The sequence below is a fragment of the Caulobacter sp. 05L422 genome, assembly GCF_056397765.1.
Map to the genome: position 1 here is coordinate 1 of NZ_JBFTOB010000033.1, position 17,259 is coordinate 17,259.

Annotated in this window: 15 protein-coding genes and 1 pseudogene; 7 read left to right on the top strand and 9 right to left on the bottom strand. The window is 67.6% G+C overall.

All coding sequences use genetic code 11. The features are described from left to right. A pseudogene (locus AC1DMQ_RS24360) lies at window positions 1-243 on the top strand (dihydroxy-acid dehydratase); the annotation flags it as partial. 54 nt (window positions 244-297) lie between these two features. After that, window positions 298-1,863, top strand: a complete 1,566-nt coding sequence (locus AC1DMQ_RS24365) for an alpha-N-arabinofuranosidase (protein WP_477036119.1) — start codon at window positions 298-300, stop codon at window positions 1,861-1,863. A gap of 50 nt (window positions 1,864-1,913) precedes the next feature. Here the strand turns inward: AC1DMQ_RS24365 and AC1DMQ_RS24370 are convergent, their stop codons facing one another. Then, window positions 1,914-2,120: a hypothetical protein gene (locus AC1DMQ_RS24370; protein ID WP_477036120.1), complete on the bottom strand. Its 207-nt coding sequence runs from the start codon at window positions 2,118-2,120 to the stop codon at window positions 1,914-1,916. A 141-nt stretch (window positions 2,121-2,261) separates the two neighbouring features. On the opposite strand from AC1DMQ_RS24370, the gene AC1DMQ_RS24375 reads away from it, so the two are divergent. Beyond that, window positions 2,262-2,600, top strand: a complete 339-nt coding sequence (locus tag AC1DMQ_RS24375) for a YciI family protein (protein WP_477036121.1) — start codon at window positions 2,262-2,264, stop codon at window positions 2,598-2,600. An 18-nt stretch (window positions 2,601-2,618) separates the two neighbouring features. Here AC1DMQ_RS24375 and AC1DMQ_RS24380 read toward each other — a convergent pair whose 3' ends face one another. Genes AC1DMQ_RS24380 through rhmD form a run of 8 tightly spaced genes read right to left on the bottom strand, consistent with a single transcriptional unit; the run spans window position 2,619 to window position 13,325 of the window. Then, window positions 2,619-4,193, bottom strand: coding sequence for an MFS transporter (locus tag AC1DMQ_RS24380; protein ID WP_477036122.1), 1,575 nt, complete (start codon window positions 4,191-4,193; stop codon window positions 2,619-2,621). A 55-nt stretch (window positions 4,194-4,248) separates the two neighbouring features. Continuing rightward, window positions 4,249-5,358 (bottom strand): beta-galactosidase BglB, encoded by a 1,110-nt coding sequence (gene bglB / locus AC1DMQ_RS24385; RefSeq protein WP_477036123.1) that lies wholly within the window; start codon window positions 5,356-5,358, stop codon window positions 4,249-4,251. A gap of 59 nt (window positions 5,359-5,417) precedes the next feature. After that, window positions 5,418-9,218, bottom strand: coding sequence for a beta-galactosidase (locus AC1DMQ_RS24390; RefSeq protein ID WP_477036124.1), 3,801 nt, complete (start codon window positions 9,216-9,218; stop codon window positions 5,418-5,420). A 2-nt stretch (window positions 9,219-9,220) separates the two neighbouring features. After that, on the bottom strand, window positions 9,221-9,550 hold the full coding sequence (rhaM, locus tag AC1DMQ_RS24395) for an L-rhamnose mutarotase (protein ID WP_477036125.1): 330 nt from the start codon (window positions 9,548-9,550) through the stop codon (window positions 9,221-9,223). A gap of 31 nt (window positions 9,551-9,581) precedes the next feature. Then, window positions 9,582-10,499, bottom strand: a complete 918-nt coding sequence (locus AC1DMQ_RS24400) for an amidohydrolase family protein (protein ID WP_477036126.1) — start codon at window positions 10,497-10,499, stop codon at window positions 9,582-9,584. A gap of 13 nt (window positions 10,500-10,512) precedes the next feature. Further along, entirely contained in the window at window positions 10,513-11,265 is a 753-nt protein-coding gene (locus AC1DMQ_RS24405) for an SDR family NAD(P)-dependent oxidoreductase (RefSeq protein WP_477036127.1), read from the bottom strand. Further along, complete coding sequence (locus AC1DMQ_RS24410) at window positions 11,262-12,125, bottom strand: 2,4-didehydro-3-deoxy-L-rhamnonate hydrolase (RefSeq protein ID WP_477036128.1); 864 nt, start codon at window positions 12,123-12,125, stop codon at window positions 11,262-11,264. The genes AC1DMQ_RS24405 and AC1DMQ_RS24410 overlap by 4 nt, the downstream gene beginning before the upstream one ends. Window positions 12,126-12,146: 21 nt before the next feature. Beyond that, a complete protein-coding gene (gene rhmD, locus AC1DMQ_RS24415) occupies window positions 12,147-13,325 on the bottom strand; it encodes an L-rhamnonate dehydratase (protein WP_477036129.1) in 1,179 nt (392 codons plus the stop codon). A gap of 262 nt (window positions 13,326-13,587) precedes the next feature. Between rhmD and AC1DMQ_RS24420 the strand changes: the two genes are divergently transcribed. The 4 genes from AC1DMQ_RS24420 to AC1DMQ_RS24435 are packed head-to-tail and all read left to right on the top strand — an operon-like array spanning window position 13,588 to window position 17,175. After that, window positions 13,588-14,388 carry an IclR family transcriptional regulator gene (locus tag AC1DMQ_RS24420; protein WP_477036130.1) on the top strand — a complete coding sequence of 267 codons (801 nt, stop codon included), beginning with the start codon at window positions 13,588-13,590 and terminating at the stop codon, window positions 14,386-14,388. A 29-nt stretch (window positions 14,389-14,417) separates the two neighbouring features. Continuing rightward, complete coding sequence (locus AC1DMQ_RS24425) at window positions 14,418-15,179, top strand: SDR family NAD(P)-dependent oxidoreductase (protein WP_477036131.1); 762 nt, start codon at window positions 14,418-14,420, stop codon at window positions 15,177-15,179. 5 nt (window positions 15,180-15,184) lie between these two features. Further along, window positions 15,185-16,327, top strand: a complete 1,143-nt coding sequence (lldD, locus tag AC1DMQ_RS24430; RefSeq protein ID WP_477036132.1) for an FMN-dependent L-lactate dehydrogenase LldD — start codon at window positions 15,185-15,187, stop codon at window positions 16,325-16,327. After that, window positions 16,324-17,175: a rhamnogalacturonan acetylesterase gene (locus AC1DMQ_RS24435; RefSeq protein ID WP_477036133.1), complete on the top strand. Its 852-nt coding sequence runs from the start codon at window positions 16,324-16,326 to the stop codon at window positions 17,173-17,175. Before lldD ends, AC1DMQ_RS24435 begins: the two co-directional genes overlap by 4 nt. Window positions 17,176-17,259 lie beyond the last annotated feature (84 nt).

The following is a 17,259-nucleotide window of genomic DNA, read 5'->3' on the forward strand; positions in this document are numbered from 1 at the left end:
GACCGGGTGCGGGTCGACCTGCGCAAGTCGCGGGTCGACGTGCTGGTCACCCCCGAGGAGATCGTCGCCCGGCGCAAGGCGCTGGAGGCGGCCGGCGGCTTCAAATATCCGGAAAGCCAGACGCCCTGGCAGGAGATCCAGCGGGCCATCGTCGGCCAGATGGAGACCGGCGCGGTCCTGGAGCCGGCCGTCAAGTACCAGCGCATCGCCCAGACCAAGGGCCTGCCAAGGGACAACCACTAGACCTAACACACCGAAGACAAACGCCGGCTAACGGCGAGCCCTAGGGAGAATATCTTGAAGCTGACCACGCTGAAGCACGCGCTCGTCGCCGGCTTGGCCACCGCCGCCCTGATGGGCGCGGGAGCCGCCGCGGCCCAGACCGCCGTCACCGCCACCCTGCGCGCCGACCAGCCCGGTCCGGTGATCCAGCCCGAAGTCTACGGCCAGTTCGCCGAGCACCTGGGGCACGGCATTTACGAGGGCGTGTGGGTCGGCGAGGACAGCAAGATCCCCAACACCAAGGGCTATCGCACCGACGTGGTCGAAGCCCTGAAGGCCATCAAGGTGCCGCTGGTCCGCTGGCCCGGCGGCTGCTTCGCCGACGACTATCACTGGCGCGAGGGCGTGGGCCCGCGCGACAAGCGCCCGACCAAGGTCAATGTCGTCTGGGGCGGTGTCGAGGAGCCCAACAGCTTCGGCACCAACGAGTTCATGGAGTTCGCCGAGCTGATCGGCGCCAAGACCTATGTCGCCGGCAATGTCGGCACCGGTTCGCCGCAGGAAATGGCCGAGTGGGTCGAGTACATGGTCTCGCCGACCAGTTCGACGATCGCCAACATGCGCCGCGCCAACGGCCGCGATAAGCCCTGGAAACTCGACTACTTCGGGGTCGGCAACGAGAACTGGGGCTGCGGCGGCCAGATGACGGCGGCCCACTACACCGACCTCTACCGCAACTTCGCCGAGTTCATCCGGGTGCCGAAGGGGACGAAGACCGAGAAGATCGCCGGCGGCGCCAACAGCGACGACTACAGCTGGACCGAGACCCTGATGGCCGGCGCGGCCAAGAACATGGATCAGATCAGCGTCCACTACTACACGATCCCCAGCGGCAAGTGGGAGAACAAGGGCTCGGCCACTCAGTTCGACGAACAGGTCTGGGCCGACACCATGTTCCAGGCTCTGCGCATGGAAGAGCTGATCACCAAGCACACCGCCATCATGGACAAGTACGACCCCAAGAAGCGGGTCGGCCTGGCCGTCGACGAGTGGGGCATCTGGCACGACGTCGAGCCGGGCACCAATCCGGGCTTCCTGTACCAGCAGAACACCATGCGCGACGCGGTGGCGGCCGGTGCGACGCTGAACATCTTCCACAAGCACGCCGACCGGGTGCGGCTGACGGCCATCGCCCAGATGGTCAACGTGCTGCAGGCGATGATCCTGACCGACAAGGACAAGATGGTCCTGACCCCGACCTACTGGGTCTACGACCTGTATAAGCCCTTCCAGGGCGCGACCTCGCTGCCGGTCGAGCTGAACAGCCCGGCCTATACGATGGGCAAGTCCAGCGTTCCGGCGGTCAGCGCCTCGGCGGGCAAGGACGCCGCCGGCGTGGTCCACCTGGCGCTGGTGAACCTGGATCCGAACAAGTCGGCGACGGTGACGGTCAAGCTCTCGGGCGTGAGCGGCAAGACCGCCAAGGGCCGGGTGCTGACGGCCCCGACCATGAGCGCCCACAACACCTTCGAGGCCCCGAACGCCGTCAAGCCGGCGGCCTTCACGGCGGCCTCGATCAAGGGCGACACCCTGACCGCGACCCTGCCGAGCAAGTCGGTGGTGGTGCTGGATCTGAACTAGGTTCGAGGCTGTGATGGGGACATGCACATGTGCATGTCCCCAACCGGTTCTCAGAACACCTTCATCTCGATCAGCCGCATGTCCTTGCCCGGCGTGAGATCGAACACCGCCCGCAGCTTCGTCGTCGTGATCGGCGCCAGGTCGTGCGGTCCACGCCGTTGGCCAGCGGGGCGGGGTTCTTGGCCACCTCCATCCACTTGCCGTCCCGCCAGGCCTCCAGCGGAGGCCAGCTTCAGGCCCAGTCTCGACGACGCCATCCGATCTTCACTCGGCTGTTTTGTCTGAGTATTAGTCGGCTTGGCTACGTCGCCAATCTTTCATGTCTCCTGTCGCGAGGAAGGCGCTAGGCTCCGCCCAATCCCCGCGAAAGGGGAGCCCGCCGACCAAGGGAGATGGCGATGAAGACGTTCCTGGCCCTCTACATGGGCTCCGACGCCCCGATGGATCCCAGCACGATCAGCGACGAGACCAAGGACAAGGGCATGGCCGCCTGGGGCCAATGGATGGCCGATCACGCCGCGGCGGTTGTCGATCACGGCGGCCCGGTGGGCAAGACCAAGAAGACGGCGGCCGACGGCGTCAGCGACATCCGCAACCGGGTCGCCGGCTACATCATCGTCCAGGCCGAGTCCCACGAGGCGGCGGCGGCCATGTTCGCGAACCACCCCCACTTCGCGATCTTCCCCGGGGACTCGGTGGAGATCATGGAACGCCTGCCGATCCCCGGTCAGGGGTAGGCGCTTGAGGGCGCGGCCCTAGCCGCGCCCCCACAGGCGCTCGAAGCGCCAGCCGGTCAGGTTCTCGACGATCTGCTTGGACTCCTCGCTCTCGGCCTGCGTCTCGCCGGCCCGCAGGCGCTCGACCTCGTGGATCAGGACCTCGTGGGTCCTGGCGTTGAGGCGGAAGGACCAGGACATCCAGAGGCCCCACAGCATCACCAGGATCGGCCCGCCCACCATCACCAGCACCACGGCGCGCACCGCCTCGGGAGACTGGACCACGGCCACGCCGGGGTGGGCCTTGTCGGCGGAGACATAGCCCCCCAGGCCGATCAGCGAGGTGGTGACCAGGATGGCCCCGGACTGGGCGATCTTGCGCACGAAGGTCATCACTCCGGCGAAGATGCCCTCGCGGCGCTGGCCCGTGACCGCCTCGTCGATGTCGGGCAGGTAGTTGTAGACGCTCCAGGGCACGAAGTTCAGCGTGCCGCGGCCCAGGCCCGCCAGGATGATCGGCACGAACAGCCAGAACAGCACCATGGGATTGGCGGCGCTGAACAGGTTGCCGCCCATCGCCGTCAGGCCCTCGGCGAAGCCCGCCGGCTTGATCAGGTAGAAGGCCAGGAACAGCAGCAGGGCCGCGCCGACGGAGCTGATGGCCAGGCGGTAGGCGACGGTCGGACCGGTGCGGATGACCACATTGATGGCGATCATCACCGAGATCAGCTGGGCGACGTACATGGTGGTCATCAACTGGGAGATCACCAGGGTGGCCCCCATCATCACCGTCGCCACGAACAGCGGGAAGGCGGTGTTGAAGATGTCCTGCGAGATGTAGCCGCCCAGATAGAGCGACAGGTGCTGGCGGAAGGCCTTGATGCGCAGGGTCGAGAACAGGTCGCGGAACATGTTGACCGGGATCAGCGCCGCCTTGGCCCAGTCCATGGGCTCGGGCTGGATCAGCTTCTCGGCCTCGGTGTAGGGCCGCTCCCAGGTGAACAGCACGACCAGCAGAACGACCAGGCTGAACAGCCCGCCGAAGATCGCGGCCATGATCAGGAAGGTGCCCGACGAGTCCTTGCCGCCGAAGTGGTTGATGATCAGGGTCGGCAGGTAGGACGCCAGGATCGCCGAGCTCTGGGCGATCAGCATCCGCGCGCCAGCGAACTTGGCCTTCTCCTTGTAATCCTTGGTCATTTCCGCCGCGAGGGTTTCCCACGGGATCAGGAACATCGTGTAGAGGAACTCGAAGAAGATGAACGTCACCAGGTAGTAGGCGAACGTCTGGCCCGTGACGAAGATCAGGGCGAAGCTGGGCAGCAGCGGGATGGTCAGGATCAGGAAGATCTTGCGCCGCCCGATCCGCCGCCCGATCCAGGTGTGGCGCAGGTTGTCCGAGATGTAGCCGATCAGCGGGCAGGTGATCGCCTCCAGCAGCCGAGGCAGGCCCAGGATCAGGCCGGTCTCGACCGCCGACAGGCCGCAGAAGGTGATGAAGAAATAGGCCAGCCAGCCGGTGATCACGGCTTGCGCGCCGGCCCCCAGCATGTCGCCGGAACCCCAGCCCCAGTAGTTGATCCAGGAGGGTTTGCGAGGTTCCGGCGTCGCCATTTTGCGTATCTTTCCGACTGATAGAAGGGACCCAGCCCGACGCTGGGCGCGGCGCTTAGATGAAGGCGCGCTGGAACTCGCCCAGGGCCAGGATGGCCAGGGACTGGCCGTAGGGCATCGAGGTCAGGGGGATGTCCTTGTAGCCCTGCAGGGTGTCGAACACCGGGGTGCCGAACGACACCTGCTGCAGCTCGCCCTTGTCGTCGATGTTGGCCAGGACGCCCTTCAGCGCCTTGACGCCCAGCTCCTGGTACTCGCGACCGACGTAGCGCTTGCGGACGGCCTTCAGCACGCCGTAGGCGAAGCCGGCCGTGGCCGAGGCTTCCAGGTACGAGGTGTTGTCGTCGACCAGGGTGTGCCACAGACCCGTCTCGCGGTCCTGATAGCGGGCCAGGGCCTTGATCTGGGCTTCCAGCGTGTCGATCAGGAAGTCGCGCAGGGCGTCGCCGGGCTTGAGGTCCAAGAGCTCGATGAATTCCGGGATGGCGATCGTCACCCAGCAGTTGCCGCGGGCCCACAGGGCGTCGGCGAAGTTATGCCGGCCCTCGAAGGTCCAGCCGTGGAACCACATGCCGGTCTTGCGGTCGGCCAGGTACTTCACGTGCACCATGAACTGGCGCTTGGCCTCCTCGACGAAGTCGTCGCGGCCCAGCAGCAGGCCGATCTTGGCCAGCGGCAGGACGCTCATCATCAGCGTGTCGTCCCACAGCTGCTGCGGGTTCTCACTGTTGAAGACGATGTGCTGGAAGCCGCCTTCCTCGGTGCGCGGACCCTCGTACATCACGTAGTCGGCCCAGGTTTCGAGATAGGGCAGGTAGGTGTGGTCGCCGGTGGCCTCGTACAGATAGGCCAGAGTCAGGAACGGCGAGACGGTGTTGATGTTCTTGGTCGGGGTGCCGGCCTCGAAGCGGTCGGCGAACCACTGGGTCATGATCTCGAACGCCCGCGGATCGGCGGTCATCTCGTACTGCTTCCACAGGCCGTACAGGCCCACGCCGTGGGTCCATTCCCAGTCGTTCCAGCCCTTGGTGTCGATGACGCGGCCGTCGTCGAGGCGCAGCAGGAACTCGCCGGTCTCGTCCTGGATGTCGACCAGATTGCTGATCAGCAGGGCGATCTTGGCCTTGATGTCCTTGGCCTCGAGGCCGTGAGCGAGATTGGGCACGGGGTAGTCTCCTTGGAAAGTCTTGGCTCGGGCGGGGGAGCGCCCAAGCAAGGTAGAGTTCAGGGTTTGAAATCGGGCGCGGGAACGCGGGCGACGGGGATGCCGCCGCGCACGGTGCGCAGGCTTACGAGTTTCACCCTCTCCAGGGCGTCGCCGGGGGCGCCGTCGCTGGTCACGGCCAGGGCCAGGGTGTTCTTGCCGTGCAGGTCGACGATGCCCGGGGGCAGGACGAAAGTCCGCTGCGGGCCGACGTTGGCGATGAACTGGCCCATGTTCCAGCCGTTGACGAAGATCAGCACCCGGTAGCGGCCCGGCGAGCGCGGGACGGTGGGATCGCCGATCGTCAGCCCCAGGGTGGTGTCCTGGTCCTTGGGCAGGTTCAGGTCGAAGCGGGTGCGGTACCAGGTGGTGCCGGCGGCGGGCTTGGTGGCGGCTATGTCGGCCTTGGTCCCCATGTCTGCCTTGGTCCAGGTCGCATCCGGGAAGCCGGGCAGGTGCCAGCCCATGCGCTCACCGTACTGGCCGCCGTTGTTGGCGTTGCCGCGCACCGGGTCCTGGATGTCCTCGCCGCCCAGATTGCCCTGGATCTTCCAGGCGATCGGCACGGCGAAGCTGTAGCTGGTCGGGCTGGACAGCGAGGCCGAGATCAGGCCGCGAGCCTCCTTGTGGAAGTCGTCGGCGTCTAGGTCCCAGTTGTGGCCGTTGTTGCGGACCATCACCGAGATCACGTGCTCGCCGGCGCCCCGCAGGTCCTCGGGCAGCTTGAAGGTCGCCACGCCCGTGGTGATCGGGCGCGGCAGGCCGCCGTCCAGCTCGTGCTGGCCTAGGAAGCGGCCGTCCAGCCAGACCTGCAGCATGCCCGCGCCGCCGCCGCCGTAGTGCAGGGTCAGGGTGTCGATGTCGGGCTTGCCCTGATAGCGGCCGCGATACCAGACGTCGCCCTGGTGGAAGCCATAGGCGCTCATATCCAGCGCCGGTTGGCCCGTGGGGCCGCGCACGGTCGAGCCGCTGCGGCGGCCTTCGGTCTTGAGCCACGAAGCGTCGTCGAACTTGGGATCGGCCTCGGGCGTGCCGGCGGCGGTCTTCCAATCGAGCGTGGCCAGGTCGGGCACGGTGATCGCCGCCGGACCGGCCAGCGGCTTGTCGGCCAGCAGGCTCCCCGAAGCGGTGGCCTTGGTCGCGACCTTGGCGCCGTTCCAGCGGATGGTCGTCACGGCCTTGGGCGCGAAGACCTCCAGCGGGCTGTCGGTCTCGGTATCGCCGGTCAGGCTGAGCACGCCGCCCTTGGTCGCGTCGCCGCGCACCAGGCCAGGGCCGCGCACCAGCAGGGCGTCACGACGCCAGAAGGTCTGGCCGGTCTCGGCGTCGGCCAGCAGCAGGGTCAGGGGCGGCCGACCGCCGCCGGTGATCCGCACGCGGGCCAGGCCCTTGTGCGCGTAGGTCAGTTTCAGATCGCCCTTGGCGGCGTCGAACACCTGGGCGACGTCGCCCTCAAGGACCTCGACCTTCGGCGCCGACGCATAGCGCAGCACCGTCTCGCCCGCCTCGCCGGCGCGGCCATAGAGCAGGGCCAGGTCGCCGTCGTTCCACTTCAGGTGCGTCTGGATCTCGGACGTCGAATAGACCAGCCGCTGGCCGCCCAGGTCGTACGAAGCCATCAGCATCTTGCTGTCCTGGCCCTTGATCCGCGAGGGGACCACGTACTCGCCGTCGCGGGTCTTCACCTTGAAGGTGAAGGCCTCGTCGCCGGTGGCGCTGCTGGGGTTGTGGACGACCACATAGAGGTGGCTGCCCGTCTCGGCGTTGACGTTGTGATAGACGCGGACCTTGTCGTTGGACGGGGTGACGGCCTCGCCCTTGTCCATGCGGGCAAGGTCCGGCACGGCGTTGATGAACTCGCCCATCTGCTTCATCACGCGGATCTTGTCGCGCAGGCCTCGCGTCTCGTCGATGGCCGAACCGTAGTCGTACGAGGTGAACACCACCGGGGCCGGCAGCCAGCCCCACGAGGTGCCGCCATAGGTCATGTAGAAGCTTTGCAGCGTGATGCCGTTGGCGATGTTGGTCGCGTAGAACACCCGCTGGTAGCCGACACCGCGATGCTGGGCGGTGCAGTCGTAGTCGCCATTGCTGCCCCAATAGTCGAACCAGCCGCCGCCGAACTCGGCCGCGAAGCCGGGCGTGTTGGGGCTGGCCGAGGCGCCGCCCTTGGCCCCGCCGGGACCGTACAGGCCCCAGTCCGGCGCGACGCCGGGGCTGGACGGGGTGGAGTCGACCTTGCAGCTGCCGCCCGGATAGCCGTCGAAGGCGTAGAGGTCGTTGGGTCCTTCGACCGTGCCGGGGACCTTGGAGTCCTTGGGCACCCAATAGCCGTTGCGGCCCTTGTCGTTGTGGAAGATCGGGACGGTGATGCCGTCGGCCTTGGCCTTGTCGTACAGCCACTGCATGTAGCGCTGCTGCGGGGCGCCGACGACGTCGAGCTCGTTCTCGATCTGGTGGGCGATCACCGTGCCCTGGCCGGTGGTCAGCTGGTGGCGGGCGATCACCGCGTTGATCTGGGTCAGCCACTCGTCGGCGGCCGTGATGTATTCCGGGGCGTCGGTGCGGGCCCTGGCCTGCTGGTTGACCATCCAGCCCGGGAAGCCGCCGCGCGTCAGCTCGGCGTTCACATAGGGCCCGGCGCGGGTGATGACGTAGAGGCCTTCTTCCTTGGCCATGGTCAGCACGCGATCCATGTCGCGCACGCCGTTGAAGTCGTAGACCCCCTGCTTGGGCGAGTGGTAGCCCCAGTCGAAATAGATGGCGACGGTGTTGTAGCCGCTGGCCTTCATCTTCTGGAGGATGTCACGCCACAGGTCGGGGCTGGGCACGCGGAAGGGGTGGAACTCGCCGCCCCACGAGAAGACGCGCTGGTCGTCGACCTTCAGCGAGTACTTGTCCCAGGTGATCTTGTGGGCTTCGGCGGGCTTGGCCGCGACCGCCTGATCGCCGCCTTCCTTCAGCACCGTGAAATGGCGCACCGTGCCGGAAAGCTCCGGCAGTTCGGTCTTGGGCGTCCAGGTGCGGAAGCCGTCCTTGCTGTCGGAGTACCAGTACCGCTTGGACATGTACTCGTCGAAATAGATCCGCCAGGCGCCGTCGGGGGCGCGGGTCAGGGCGGGGCCTTCCAGGAACCTGCCCCAGCCGGCCCAGTCGCCCGAGCCCTTCGGCTGCCACGGTCCGTCCAGCGACGGGGCGGTGTAGAGCTCGACGAACTTGCTGGTCTCGTTCTTGGCGAAGGCGTTGTAGAGCCCGCCCTCGCGCACCACGAAGGTGTCGATGAAGTTGGGGCCCAGGCCCGCCAGCGGCTTGGGCGCGCTCCAGGCCGCCAGCGAGGCGTCGGTCGCGGTGATGCGATAGGGCTGGAAGCTGCCTTGCTGGCCGGTGGTCGAGACAGACAGGATCAGGTTCACCGAGCCGTCCTGGTCGACGAACCATTCCGGCGCCCAGCTGTTGGTCGCGCCGGGGACTTCGACAGTGACGTCGCGCAGGAAGGTCCAGTCGGTCAGGTCCCGACTGCGGGCCAGGCCGATCGTGTTTCCGGCCCAGCCGGTGGTGTAGGCGACATAGTACCAGCCGTCGGTGTGCTTGATCACGCTGGGATCGCGGATCAGACCCTTGGGAGGGGTGTAGGCCAGCGGCTTCTTCAGCGTGAACCGCGTCCCGTCCGCCGAGTCGTAGACGCTCATGTTCGACTGGCTGGCGTTGGTGAACGCCGTCATCGTGTAGCGCGCGGGCTCGGCCCAGACCGGCTCGACAAAGGCGGTGGTCGCCAGCAGGGCCGTGGCCAGGCTCAGGGCGCGGAGGAACGGACGGGTCATCCTCAGCCCTCGAAGTAGAAGACGGGCTTCAGCGGCCATTCGACGGGCTTGTTGTCCGGGTGGACCTCCATCAGGTCGGCCATGTAGTCCCACCAGCGCCTCATCACCGGCTGCAGCGGCAGGGCGTCCTTCTTGTTGTCGGGGCGCAGGCGCAGCACGGCGAAGAGGCTCATGGTCCCTTCGTCCAGGAAGATCGAATAGTCGTGGATGCCCGCGTCGCGCAGGGCGGCGGCCAAGTCGGGCCACAGCTCGTTGTGACGGCGCTCGTATTCGGCGGCGACGCCGGCCTTGAGCTGCATGCGGAAGGCGAGGGGCCGGTCCTGGATGCTCATCGTGTCCTCCCGTTTTTGCTTTTGTGGTTGTTCAGGTGGTGGGCGGCGGCAGGCGGTAGACGCGGGCGGCTGTTCCGCCGAACAGCAGGGCCCGCTCGGCTTCGCCGAAGTCCGCCGTGATCGCGTCATAGGCCTCGTAGAAGCCGCCGAACGACCCGTGCACCTTCTCGACCGGGAAGTTGCTGGCGAACATGCAGCGGTTGGGGCCGAAGGTTTCGATGACCTGCAGCACGTAGGGGCGCAGGCTGTCGACGGTCCAGGTCCGGTCGATCATGGCCAGGCCCGAGATCTTGCAGCTGACGTTGGGCCGCTGGGCCAGCAGGGCCAGGCCGTCGCGCCAGGCCTTCAGCCCGGCGTCGTCGCGGTCGGTCGGCATGCCGGCGTGGTTGACGATCACCGGGATGTCCGGGTTCGCGCCGGCCAGGGCGGCGGCCGTCGCCATCTGCGAGGGATAGAGCTGCAGGTCGAACGACAGGCCGTACCTGGCCAGCAGGGCGTAGCCTTGCCGCCACTGCGGATCCAGCAGCAGATCGCGCGGGCCGTAGGTCTTGGCCGGGTCGGCGTGCCAGTTGACGATCTGGCGGACGCCGCGAACATTGGCCCGCGCCGCGTGGGCCTCGAGCAGCGGCTCCACGCGGGGATCGTCCAGATTGGCGCCGGCCACGATGCCCCCGACCACCCCTCGGGTATCGGCAAGGCCCTGCAGCCAGTCAGTCTCCGACAGCTGGTCCTTGGGCGGCAGGCCGCACTCGACGTGGACGGTCTGGACGACGTTCCAGCCGGCGGTGTCGGCCAGGTAGTCGTCGAGCCCATAGGAACGGTAAGCGATCGGCGACATGTCGCCGGCCGGGTTGTTCGGCAGCGGGGTGTCCTGGAGCCAGCTGTAGTAATGCCGGTCCAGGTCCCACAGGTGCATGTGCGGGTCGATGATCGGGCCGAGATAGGTCATCGCTCCGCTTTCCCTAGAACGTGGTGCGGCCGCCGGAGGTGTCGAAGGTCGAAGCCGTCGTGAACGAGCACTCTTCGCTGGCCATGAAGCAGACCATGGCCGCGCTCTCGTGGATCTCGCCCAGGCGGCCCATCGGGATCTTGCCGCGCATGTAGTCGACCTGGCTCTTGGGCAGCTGTTCCAGGATCGGGCTCTCGAACGTGGCCGGGGTCAGGGCGTTGGCGATCACGCCCTTGGTCGCCAGTTCCTTGCCGAGCGACTTGGTCAGGCCGATCACACCCGCCTTCGACGCCGAATAGGCGCTGGCGTTGGGGTTGCCTTCCTTGCCGGCCACTGAGGCGACGTTGACGATCCGGCCGTAGCCGTTGGCGATCATGAACGGCGCGACCTCGCGGCAGCAGTAGAACAGGCCGTTGAGGTTGATGTCGATCACCCGCCGCCAGCTGTCGAGCGGGTACTCGTGGACCGGGGCGGTGGCGCCGGTGATGCCGGCCGAGGCGACCAGCACGTCGATGCGGCCCAGGGCCTGGTTGGCGGCCTTGGCGGCGGCCGAGACGGCCGCCTGGTCGGAGACGTCCAGGGCGACGACGTGCTTGGCGCCCACCTCGGCGGCGGCGGCCTTCAGGCCTTCGGCGTCGAGATCCCACAGCGAGACCTCGCCGCCCTCGGCGACGATGCGCGCGGCCACGGCCTTGCCCAGGCCCGAGGCGCCGCCGGTGATGACGGCCGTGCGGCCGGCGAAACGATTGGGGTAGACGGTGCTCACGCGACGCCTTCCTTCGACCAGGCGACGACGATCTGGCGTTGCTCGCCCAGCTTCTCGATGCCCAGGCGGATCTGGTCGCCGGCCTTCAGATAGACGGGCTCGGGCTTCTGGCCCATGCCGACGCCAGGCGGCGTGCCGGTGGTGATCAGGTCGCCCGGCTCCAGGGTCATGAACTCGCTGATGTACGAGACCAGCTTGCTGATCGGGAAGATCATGGTCTTGGACGAGCCGTCCTGCTTGCGCTGGCCGTTGACGTCCAGCCACATGCCCAGGTTCTGCGGGTCGCCCACTTCGTCCGAGGTGACCATCCAGGGGCCGACCGGACCGAAGGTGTCGCAGCCCTTGCCCTTGTCCCAGGTGCCGCCGCGCTCGATCTGGAAGGCGCGCTCGGAGACGTCGTTGATCAGCACGTAGCCGGCGACGTGGTTCAGGGCCTCGGCTTCCGAGACGTAGCAGGCGCGCGAACCGATCACGACGCCCAGCTCGACTTCCCAGTCGGTCTTCAGCGAACCGCGCGGGATCATCACCGGATCGTTCGGGCCGGTCAGGCAACTGACGGCCTTGGTGAACAGCACCGGCTCCTCGGGGATCGGCAGGTTCGACTCCGCGGCGTGGTCGGCGAAGTTCAGGCCCACGGCGATGAACTTGCTGATGCCGTTCACCGGCACCCCGTAACGGGGCGAGCCCTCGACCAGCGGCAGCGACTTGGGGTCGATCGCGGCCAGCTTCTTGAGGCTGGCGGGCGAAAGCTCGGCGCCGGTGATGTCGGACACCACGCCCGACAGGTCGCGGATCTTGCCGTCGGCGTCGAGGAGGCCGGGCTTTTCGGCGCCGCGGGGGCCGTAACGGAGCAGTTTCATGGGTCTAGTCTTTCGGGGGATTTAGCGGGCGTAAGGCCGGTGCAGACCGACCTCGCGATTGAGTTCGACGCCGAAGCCGGGGGCGTCGGAGAGTTTCAGCTTGCCGTTCACCGGCACGGGCTCGCCGATCAGCTGCGGGTGGAACATCGGCACCACCTCGTCGGCCTTGGGGGCCATCATCAGGAACTCGGCGAACGGGCTGTTATGGCGCGTGGTGACGAAGTGGTAGCTGTAGACGCTCGATCCGTGCGGGATGCACATCACGCCGCGGCTGTCGGCGAGGTTGGAGATCTTCACCAGCTCGGTCATGCCGCCGCACCAGCCGACGTCGGGCTGGATGATGTCGCAGCACTCCATCTCCAGCAGCATGCGGAAGCCCCAGCGGGTGGCCTCGTGCTCGCCGGTGGTGACCAGCATGCCCTTGGGGGCGTTCTTCTTCAGGTCGCGATAGCCCCAGTAGTCGTCGGGGCTCAGGGCTTCCTCGATCCACTTCAGGCCGTACTCGTGGGCCTTGTGGGCCAGCTTGGTGGCGTAGTTCAGGTCCAACGCCATCCAGCAGTCGAACATCAGCCAGAAGTCCTCGCCGGTGCGCTCGCGCATGGTGGCCAGTTCTTCGAGGTTCTTGCGCAGGCCTTCCTCGCCCTCGGCCGGGCCGTGGTGCAGGGGCATCTTGCCGCCGATGAAACCCATCTTCTGGGCCAGGTCGGGCCGCGCGCCGGTGGCGTAGAAGGTCAGCTCGTCGCGGACCTTGCCGCCCAGCAGGTGATAGACCGGCTCCTGGCGCAGCTTGCCCAGCAGGTCCCACAGCGCCAGGTCCACGCCTGACAGGGCGTTCACGACCAGGCCCTTGCGGCCATAGTACTGGGTGGAGAAGTACATCTGATCCCAGATCTTCTCGATCTCGGCGGGATCGCGACCTTCCAGGAAGCGAGCCAGGTGCTTTTCGACGATGTAGGCGGCGGGCTCGCCGCCGGTGGTCACCGCGAAGCCGATCGTGCCGTCGGCTGCCTCGATCTCGACGACCAGCGTGCCCAGCACGTTGATGCCGAAGCTCTGGCGGCTCTGGCGATATTCCGGATAGCGCGACATCGGTGTGGCGATGTGGTCGTCGATCCAGTGGCCGTCGCCCTGATCGTGATAGTCGGCCCCGCCGCCGCGGACGACATAGGCGCGAACCGCCTTGATGAGGGGAAACGGCATGGGAAAAACCAGCTCCAGCCCGACACTTCCTAAGAGGAAGCGATCAACTTAAAGGAAGAGGAGGGCTTATCGCGAGGCAAAGGCCTTCGACATGCTTGGCGAAACCTTGAGCGGCCGCGCCTACCTCCCCGGGACGTCCTATGACACGGTGGCGCGCCCTGACTTTCGGTGACCGGATCGTCGCCTTCGCCGCTTGCGCTAGGTACCATATTATGAGAGAGAGTGCTACAAAATGAAACGTGACGCGTCAAGGGGAGCCTCAGTGGCAGCCAAGGAAGACAGTGCCGGCGGCAAGGCGCCCAGCGGCAGCCAGACGCTGTTCCGGGGCCTGGACCTGCTCGACGTGGTCGCCGATTCCGGCACCATCGGCCTGCCCGCCCTGGCCCAGCGCCTGGGCCTGACCCGCAGCACGACTCACCGCCTGGCGACCGCCCTGGTCGAGCGCCGGCTGCTGGCCCAGACCCCGCGCGAAGGCTACAGCCTGGGCTCCAAGCTGCTGGAGCTGGGCTATCTGGCCGGCCAGCAGATGGACCTGCCGCGCCTGGCCCGCCCGCATCTCGAGCGCCTGTGGGAAGAGCTGGAGGACACCGTCCACCTGGGCGTGATGGAAGACGACCGCGCCCACTATCTGGACAAGCTGACCGGGCGTAGGCGGATCAACATCAGCTCGCGCGTCGGCGACCGCCAGCCGATCCGCTCGACCGGCCTGGGCAAGGCCCTGGTGCTGGACGAGACCGAGGAGCGTTGGCGCGAGCTCTATCGCAAGGAAGGTCCGCGCTCGGAGCACGGTCCCGACGAAGAGCAGTGGATCGCCTGGATGCGCGACTATTCCAAGCGCGGCGTGGCCTACGACCTTGAAGAGAACGAAGACCGCATCCGCTGCGTCGCCGCCCCGATCCGCGGCCCCAGCGGCGCGATCGTCGCGGCCATCAGCGTCTCGGGCGCGGCCCAGTACATGGACGACGCGCGCATGGCCGACCTGACCGAGACGGTGCGCCAGTGCGCCAACGCCATCGGCGTCGAGCTGGGCTGGAACGAGAAGAGGGCGGCCGCGAAACGCTAGGCCGCTGACAAGTACATAGTGGAGGAACGATGCTTCTGAAGGACAAGGTGGTGCTGGTGACCGGCGCCTCGGGTGGTATCGGCAAGGCCGCCGCCATCGGCTGCGCCCAACACGGCGCGGACGTGGCGATCAACTACCATTCCGACGAAGCCGGCGCGGCCGACGCCGTCGCCCAGATCGAAGCCCTGGGCCGCCGCGCCATCGCCGTGAAGGGCGACGTGGCCGACGTCGCCACCGCCCAGGCCTTCGTCGACGCCGCCGTCGCTGCGTTCGGCCGGGTCGACGTGTTCGTCAACAACGCCGGCATCTGCCCGTTCCACGCCTTCCTCGACATGCCGCCCGAGGTCATGGAGCGGACGATGAAGGTCAACCTGTTCGGCGCCTATTACATGGTGCAGGCGGCTGCCAACCAGATGGTCAAGCAGGGCGACGGCGGGGCGATCATCGCCGTCAGCTCGATCAGCGCCTTGGTCGGCGGCGGCATGCAGACCCACTACACCCCGACCAAGGCCGGCGTGCACAGCCTGATGCAATCGACCGCCATCGCGCTCGGGAAGTACGGCATTCGCTGCAACTCGGTGCTGCCGGGCACCATCGAGACGGCGATCAACAAGGAAGACCTGGCCGACGTCGCCAAGCGCGAATACATGGCCGGCCGCATCCCGCTGGGCCGCCTGGGCGAGCCCGACGACCTGGCCGGGCCGATCGTCTTCCTGGCCTCGGACCTGGCCAAGTACGTGACCGGCGCGGCCCTGCTGGTCGACGGCGGCGCGTTCGTGAACCTGCAGTAGCGGCGATGATCGTCTCGTCGACGACGGACTTCCGGGAAGCGGCGCGGCGCAAGCTGCCCCGTTTCCTGTTCGACTATATCGACGGCGGCGCCTATGCCGAGCGGACCCTGGCCCGCAACGTCTCGGACCTGGCCGACCTCAGCCTCCGCCAGCGGGTGCTGAAGGACGTCTCCCAGGCCGACCTGTCGACCACCTTGTTCGGCCACTACCAAGCCCTGCCGGTCGCCCTGGCCCCGGTGGGGCTGACGGGCATGTACGCCCGGCGCGGCGAGTGCCAGGCCGCCAAGGCCGCCGCCGCCAAGGGCGTGCCGTTCTGCCTGTCGACCGTCTCGGTCTGCGACCTGGCCGAGGTGTCCAAGGCCAGCCCGACGCCGATCTGGTTCCAGCTCTACGTGCTGCGCGACCGGGCCTTCATGCGCGACCTGCTGGCCAAGGCGGCCGACGCGGGGGCCACGGCCCTGGTGTTCACCGTCGACATGCCCGTGCCCGGCGCCCGCTATCGCGACGCCCATTCCGGCATGAGCGGCCCCAACGCCGCCATGCGCCGGCTGGTGCAGGCGGCGTTCAAGCCCAGCTGGGCCTGGGACGTCGGCGTCATGGGCCGGCCCCACACCCTGGGCAATGTCGCGCCGGTGCTGGGCGAGAACTCGGGCCTGGAAGACTTCATGGGCTGGCTGGGGGCAAACTTCGACCCCTCGATCCAGTGGAAGGACCTGGAGTGGATCCGCGACCTCTGGAAGGGCCCGCTGATCATCAAGGGCGTGCTCGATCCGGAAGACGCCAAGGCCGCCGCCGACATTGGCGCGGACGGCATCGTGGTCTCCAACCACGGCGGCCGCCAGCTGGACGGGGTGCTGTCCTCGGCCCGCGCCCTGCCGGACATCGCCGAGGCGGTGGGCGATCGCCTGACCGTGCTGGCCGACAGCGGCGTGCGCTCGGGCTTGGACGTGGTGCGGATGCTGGCCCTGGGCGCCAAGGGCGTGCTTTTGGGCCGGGCCTGGGTCTACGCCCTGGCGGCGCGCGGCGGGCCGGGCGTCAGCCAGCTGCTGGACCTGATCGAGAAGGAAATGCGCGTGGCCATGGCCCTGACCGGCGTCAACACCCTGGACCAGATCGACCGCTCCATCCTGGCGAAGGTCGAGCGATGAGCCTGGCGTCCCTGGTCGCGGCCTTGGCGTTGGCCCAGGCGGCGACTTCCGCAGCCGCGCCGGGCGCGCCGTCGCCGGACCTGACCGCCGTGCCGCCGCCGCCGCCGATGGCCGCGCCGGTCGCCCGCATCCTGATCGCCAGCGACTCCACCGCCGCCAACTACGGCGCCTCGGCCTATCCGCAGATGGGCTGGGGCATGGTGCTGAAGTGCTCGCTGGATCCCCGCGTCGAGGTGGTGAACCTGGCGCGCGGCGGCCGCTCGACCAAGACCTTCATCGAAGAGGGTTTGTGGACCGGGCTGCTGGAGAAGGTTCAGCCCGGCGACACCGTGATGATCGCCTTCGGCCACAACGACGCCGACCGGGTGAAAATCGTCCGCTTCACCGATCCCAAGGGCGCCTATACCGACAACCTGACCCGCTTCGTCGCCGACGTCCGCGCCAAGGGCGGCCAGCCGGTGCTGATGACCCCGATCGCCAAGCACGTGTTCACCGGCGACAAGGTCCAGGAGACCCACGGCGCCTACGCCGTGGCGGTGCGCGACGTGGCCAAGGCCACCAACACGCCGCTGATCGACCTGGACGCCGACATGATGGGCGCCCAGCAGGCGCGAGGCGAGGCGGGCTCGCGCGGTTTCTACCTGATCTACACCCCGCAGGACGGCGTCGCGCGCTATCCCCAGGGGATCAGCGACACCACCCACATCAACGAGGGCGGGGCGCGTCTGGCGTCCGCCTTGGTGGCCGCGCGCCTGGCTTTTCTGAAGCTGCCGGTCTCGGCCTACGTCCATCCGGCCTCGACCGGCGCCCAGCCGATCCTCGGCGGACCGCGCTGCCTGGGGCGGTAGCGCCCGAGCGCCTCCCACTTCCAAGCAAAAGAAAAGCGGAGCACCTGAGGGTGCTCCCCATCCTTCGAGCAAAAGAAAAGCGGA